Raw genomic sequence first — 4,932 nt, forward strand, 5'->3', positions numbered from 1 at the left:
ATGATGTCCTGGTTGCGGAAGAAGAACCCGTCGCACGTCGCGCACCATGACACGCCCCGGCCGGTGAGGCGCTTCTCGTCAGGCAGCCCGAGTTCCTTGTACGCGGAGCCGGTCGCCAGGATTACCGCCGGCGCCTGGTACGTGATGCCGCTCAGGGTCGTGACGGTCTTCAGGTTCCCAGTGAGCTCGACTGTGGCTGCGTCGTCGTACTCGATGACCGCGCCGAATCGTTCGGCCTGCCCGCGAAGGTTCTCCATCAGCTCCGGTCCCTGGATGCCTTCGGTGAAGCCGGGGAAGTTCTCGACCTCCGTCGTGTTCATCAGCGCACCGCCAGCTGTTACCGCGCCGGCGATGACCCGCGGAGCCAGACCGGCACGCGCTGCGTAGATCGCCGCGGTGTAACCGGCCGGGCCCGAGCCCACGATGATGATTTTCTCCTGCTGCAGGTCTGTCATGACGGTGCCTTTCGGATCCTGAAAGCGACGAACGGGAGGGCTCAGGGTCAGGCGCTCTGCGTACCTGCGCCGACACCGCTGGCGGGGATCAGTTCGCTGATGAGCTGCTGGATGCGGCCCTTGATCTCGTCCCGGATCGGACGGACGGACTCGACGCCCTTACCGGCGGGGTCCTCGAGGACCCAGTCCTCGTACCTCTTGCCCGGGAAGTACGGGCACTCGTCCCCGCAGCCCATGGTCACGACGACGTCCGAGGCCTGCACCGCTTCCGTGGTGAGGATCTTCGGGGTCTCAGCGGTGATGTCGATACCCTCCTCCTTCATCGCCTCCACCGCTGATGGGTTGATCTGGTCGGCCGGCTGGGAACCTGCGGACAGGACCTCGATACGGCCCTCGGAAAGGTGATTCAGGTACGCGGCCGCCATCTGGGACCGGCCCGCGTTGTGGACGCAGACGAACAGGACCGACGGCTTCTTCCCCACCAGGGTGTCCGTCGCGTTCGTCTGTGCTGCTTCAGTGGCTGTTTCGGTGGTCATGGGGAATCCTTCGGTCTTCGCCCTGTCCCGGCACGCTGGACAGGCCTCGTGAATGGTGGATAGGAGTCCAACACTTCCTAGGTACTCGCCTGTACGAGCACTCCAAGAGAGATTGACTAGCTTCGATACCGAGTATGCGGAGCCATATCGACGGTTGTCAATGTGCAGGTATGCTGGGTGGCATGACGATGATCGCCGAGCCCCGAACCACGGCTGATACCAGGGCTGCAGACACGGACCTCGCGACCACAGAGGTGGTTGATGAGGGTCGGTGCTGCGTACCGTCCGGGGCACCGGCGATGAGCGCGCAGCGGGCCGAGGAGCTGTCCAAGCAGTTCAAGGCGATCGCCGATCCGAACCGGTTACGCCTGGTTTCCCTCATCTCGGCCAGCGCCGAGAACGAGGCGTGTGTGTGCGACCTCACCGAACCGCTGAACCTCGGACAGCCGACGGTGTCACATCACCTGAAGATCCTCGTCGACGCCGGGATCCTGCACCGCGAGAAGCGCGGCGTGTGGGCCTACTTCTCCATCGTGCCCGGCGCCCTGGACGCCCTCGCCGGCGTCCTCGCCGAACCCAAGTAACACCCCAGCAGCCTCCCGGGTTCTGCTTGGCCCCTGTTTGCGTCCCTACCGACCAGAAAAAGTGAGACCCCCTGTGAGCTTTAAGGCCGACAAGCCCTCTGTCCTGTTCGTGTGCGTGAAGAACGGCGGCAAGTCCCAGATGGCCGCCGGCCTCATGGACAAGGTCGCCGGGGACTCCGTCACCACCGCTTCCGCCGGGTCGAAGCCCGGCTCCGCCGTCAACGACCTCTCCGCCCAGGTCCTGGCCGAGATTGGGGTCGACATCAGCCAGAACGTACCCCGCCAGATCACCGTCGAGGACCAGAAGAAAGCGGACCTCGTCGTCATCCTTGGCTCCGAAGCGCAGGTCGACGAGGTCGAGGGCACCCTCTATGAGCGGTGGGAGACCGACGAGCCCAGCGACCGCGGGATTGACGGTATCGAGCGGATGCGCCTGGTCCGCGATGACATTCTCGACCGCGTCACCACACTTCACACCACCCTCTCCACCCGCTGAGCCCAGCACCACCTCCTCACCGGTGAGCTCATGAGCGAGTTCGCCGGTGCGTTTCTTCCTGCCCTCCTGTTAGGAGCCCTCTCGCCATGACTGCCATGACCGTGGTCGCTGTTCTGATCTTCCTCGCCACCCTGACTCTGGTCATCTGGCAGCCCAAAGGCCTTGGCATCGGCTGGTCCGCCCTTGGAGGCGCAGCCGTCGCGCTGATCACCACAGTGGTGAGCCTGTCGGACATACCGGTGGTGTGGGACATCGTCTGGAACGCGACCTTCGCGTTCGTGGCGATCGTCATCATCTCGCTCATCCTCGACGAATCTGGGTTCTTCACATGGGCGGCGCTGCACGTCGCGCGCTGGGGCAGGGGTAACGGACGGCTGCTGTTCGCGCTGATCGTGCTGCTCGGGGCCGCGATCGCGGCAGTGTTCGCGAACGACGGCGCCGCGCTGATCCTCACCCCGATCGTGATCCAGATGCTCATCGCCCTGAAGTTCCCCGCCAAGGCTTCTCTCGCGTTCGTGATCGCGTGTGGTTTCATCGCCGACGCCGGGAGTCTGCCCCTGGTCGTGTCGAACCTGGTGAACATTGTCACCGCCGACTTCTTCGACATCAGCTTCGCCCGCTACGCCGTCGTCATGGTTCCCGTCGGCATCGTGTCCGTCGCCGCGAGCCTCGGCGTCCTGCTCCTGTTCTTCCGCAAGGTGATTCCCCGCCACTACGACGTCACCGTCCTCGCGACCCCGAAGTCGGCCATCGCGGACCCGCTGACGTTCAAGACCGGGTGGGTGATCCTCGGCGTCCTTCTCATCGGCTACTTCGCCGCCGAGCCACTCCACATTCCTCTCTCGGCTGTCGCCGGGCTCGGCGCCGTCGTCCTCATGCTCGTCGCGTCCCGCAAACCCGCGTTCCTGTTCCCCCGGGCTGCAGTCCCAGTAGCAGCCTCAGTGGCGGCGTCGTCAACGCAGGCGGCGACGCCTGGAACTGACGCTACCGATCGGGTTGTGGACCTCGATTACGAAACCATCGGCGCGGCTCACCGCTCCACCGGCGGCACCGCGAGCAGCGCTCACCCCACCGCTGACATGAAGACCTCCACAGCGGACGGCAACGACGCAACCCTCTCCTCAGCTGGCGGAGCTGCGGCACTTCCCGACGGCCGGATTTCGGTACCCCGGATCCTCAGGGAAGCCCCTTGGCAGATCGTGCTCTTCTCCATCGGCATGTACCTCGTCGTCTACGGGCTGCGGAACCAGGGCCTCACCGACGAACTCGCCGGTGTCTTCTCGAACATCAGTAACAACGGTGTCCTCATCACAGCCCTCGGCGTCGGCGTTATCGTGGCGGTCCTCGCGTCCTTAATGAACAACATGCCCACCGTACTCATCGCCTCCCTCGCCATCGGCGCAGCGGGAGCGACCGGCCTGACGCAGGAAGCGATGATCTACGCCAACGTCATTGGCTCCGATCTCGGCCCGAAGATCACCCCGATCGGCAGCCTCGCGACGCTCCTGTGGCTACACGTCCTGGACCGTAAGGGCATCCACATCGGCTGGGGCCAGTACTTCCGCACCGGCATCGTCCTGACCATCCCCGTCCTGCTCATCACGCTCCTCGCCCTCGCCGGCTGGCTCACCATCATCGGGGTCTGAGGAGGCGACTACCGCTGGAATACTGCCTACGTGGTTGGAGGCCGGGAACCGGAAGGACTAATTTTGCGGTTCGGCCTTCGCCCGGGTGCGTGTTGTGGTGACGACGCTGATCGTGGCGAGGACCGCCATGACGACGCCTGTGCTCGGGTAACCGCCGAGCACGGTGGTCAGGGCGTCGATACGATGGTGTGCGCTGAAACCTTTCCTGTTCTCCCTCATCTTCTTCCTAGGCTGTGTCATGTTCTCGGTTCTATCTCGTGCTCAGTTCAGGGTGCTGCTCGTAGGTTTTGTTGTCGCTCTCGTCCTTGGCTGTGTCGCATTCTTTGGCGCGCAGGGAGCGGTGCCGGCTGCCGGATCCGCCGCTGTTCCGGAGGAGGGCAGCGCTGATGCCGGATTCTCGCGGGACATGCAGGTGCATCACACGCAGGCCGTCGAGATGTCGATGATCGCCTGGGATCGTTCGGACGACCCGGACGTGAAGGCCATCGCCTATGACATGGCCACAGCACAGCAGGCCCAGATCGGCCATATGTCCACGTGGCTGGAGAACTGGGGTCTGTCCCAATCCTCCAGCCTGGCACCCATGGCCTGGATGAACGCGGCTATGGACATGGATATGGACATGGATATGGATCCGGGCATGGGTTCGGACTCCGCGCACGGAAACGGTCATAAGGGGATGAGCGACACCGGTGGTGCTACTGACGGGGCTAATGACGGTGCTGCAGGTGCTGCTACAGATGCCGCCGCGGGCCCTGCTATGGGCGTGGGCATGCCGGGGTTGGCGTCCGAGGAGGATCTGGCGAGGCTCCGGTCACTGACGGGTGTCGAGGGCGACCGGCTGTTTCTGACCCTGATGATCGCCCACCATCGCGGTGGGGTGATGATGGCGCAGGCCGCCCTTGATGAGGCATCCACGGACACGGTCAGGAGTTTCGCGCAGAAACAGGTCATCGCTCAGCAGGCTGACATCGAAGCAATGGAACACATGCTGACCGCCAGATAATGACCAGAGTTTCCCCGGCGGGAGTCTGACCGCTATCAGTCCCTTCGGTGGCGGCGCCCCGACTGGCCGGTGCCAGCCGGATCCCGACAAAGGTGAGGAGGTGAGCGTGAGCGGTTCTTCGCCGCTGCGTTGCCTGCGGGCCGCAGGTGTCACTGCGGTCATGCTCGCCCTCGCCGCCGGCGCCCACGTCGTAGGCGGCGGCGTCCTGC

General features: G+C 64.5%; 7 protein-coding genes. 4 read left to right on the forward strand and 3 right to left on the reverse strand.

From position 1 onward, the window contains the following. Nucleotides 1-455: NAD(P)/FAD-dependent oxidoreductase (locus CXQ96_RS17665; RefSeq protein WP_181036541.1), on the reverse strand; the 455-nt coding region annotated here is incomplete at its 3' end. A gap of 47 nt (nt 456-502) precedes the next feature. Then, entirely contained in the window at nt 503-991 is a 489-nt protein-coding gene (locus CXQ96_RS17670) for an arsenate reductase ArsC (RefSeq protein ID WP_104119333.1), read from the reverse strand. Nucleotides 992-1,290: 299 nt separating this feature from the next. Here CXQ96_RS17670 and CXQ96_RS17675 point away from each other — a divergent pair, with 299 nt between their 5' ends. The 3 genes from CXQ96_RS17675 to CXQ96_RS17685 all read left to right on the forward strand — a co-directional run bounded on the left by CXQ96_RS17675 (nt 1,291) and on the right by CXQ96_RS17685 (nt 3,717). Then, entirely contained in the window at nt 1,291-1,575 is a 285-nt protein-coding gene (locus tag CXQ96_RS17675; RefSeq protein WP_258059189.1) for a helix-turn-helix transcriptional regulator, read from the forward strand. A 73-nt stretch (nt 1,576-1,648) separates the two neighbouring features. Further along, nucleotides 1,649-2,071 carry a low molecular weight phosphatase family protein gene (locus tag CXQ96_RS17680; RefSeq protein ID WP_219816170.1) on the forward strand — a complete coding sequence of 141 codons (423 nt, stop codon included), beginning with the start codon at nt 1,649-1,651 and terminating at the stop codon, nt 2,069-2,071. 95 nt (nt 2,072-2,166) lie between these two features. After that, the gene (locus tag CXQ96_RS17685) at nt 2,167-3,717 is read left to right on the forward strand and encodes an arsenic transporter (RefSeq protein ID WP_104119340.1); all 1,551 of its coding nucleotides are present in this window, start codon (nt 2,167-2,169) and stop codon (nt 3,715-3,717) included. 57 nt (nt 3,718-3,774) lie between these two features. On the opposite strand, the gene CXQ96_RS18210 is transcribed toward CXQ96_RS17685, so the two are convergent. After that, the gene (locus CXQ96_RS18210) at nt 3,775-3,957 is read right to left on the reverse strand and encodes a hypothetical protein (RefSeq protein WP_146070941.1); all 183 of its coding nucleotides are present in this window, start codon (nt 3,955-3,957) and stop codon (nt 3,775-3,777) included. Here CXQ96_RS18210 and CXQ96_RS17690 point away from each other — a divergent pair. Then, nucleotides 3,956-4,723 carry a DUF305 domain-containing protein gene (locus CXQ96_RS17690; protein WP_104119334.1) on the forward strand — a complete coding sequence of 256 codons (768 nt, stop codon included), beginning with the start codon at nt 3,956-3,958 and terminating at the stop codon, nt 4,721-4,723. The two genes, CXQ96_RS18210 and CXQ96_RS17690, sit on opposite strands and share 2 nt — an antisense overlap. The last annotated feature ends 209 nt before the right edge of the window (nt 4,724-4,932 follow it).

It is taken from the genome of Arthrobacter sp. B1805 (genome assembly GCF_002929745.1).
GTDB lineage: Bacteria > Actinomycetota > Actinomycetes > Actinomycetales > Micrococcaceae > Arthrobacter_D.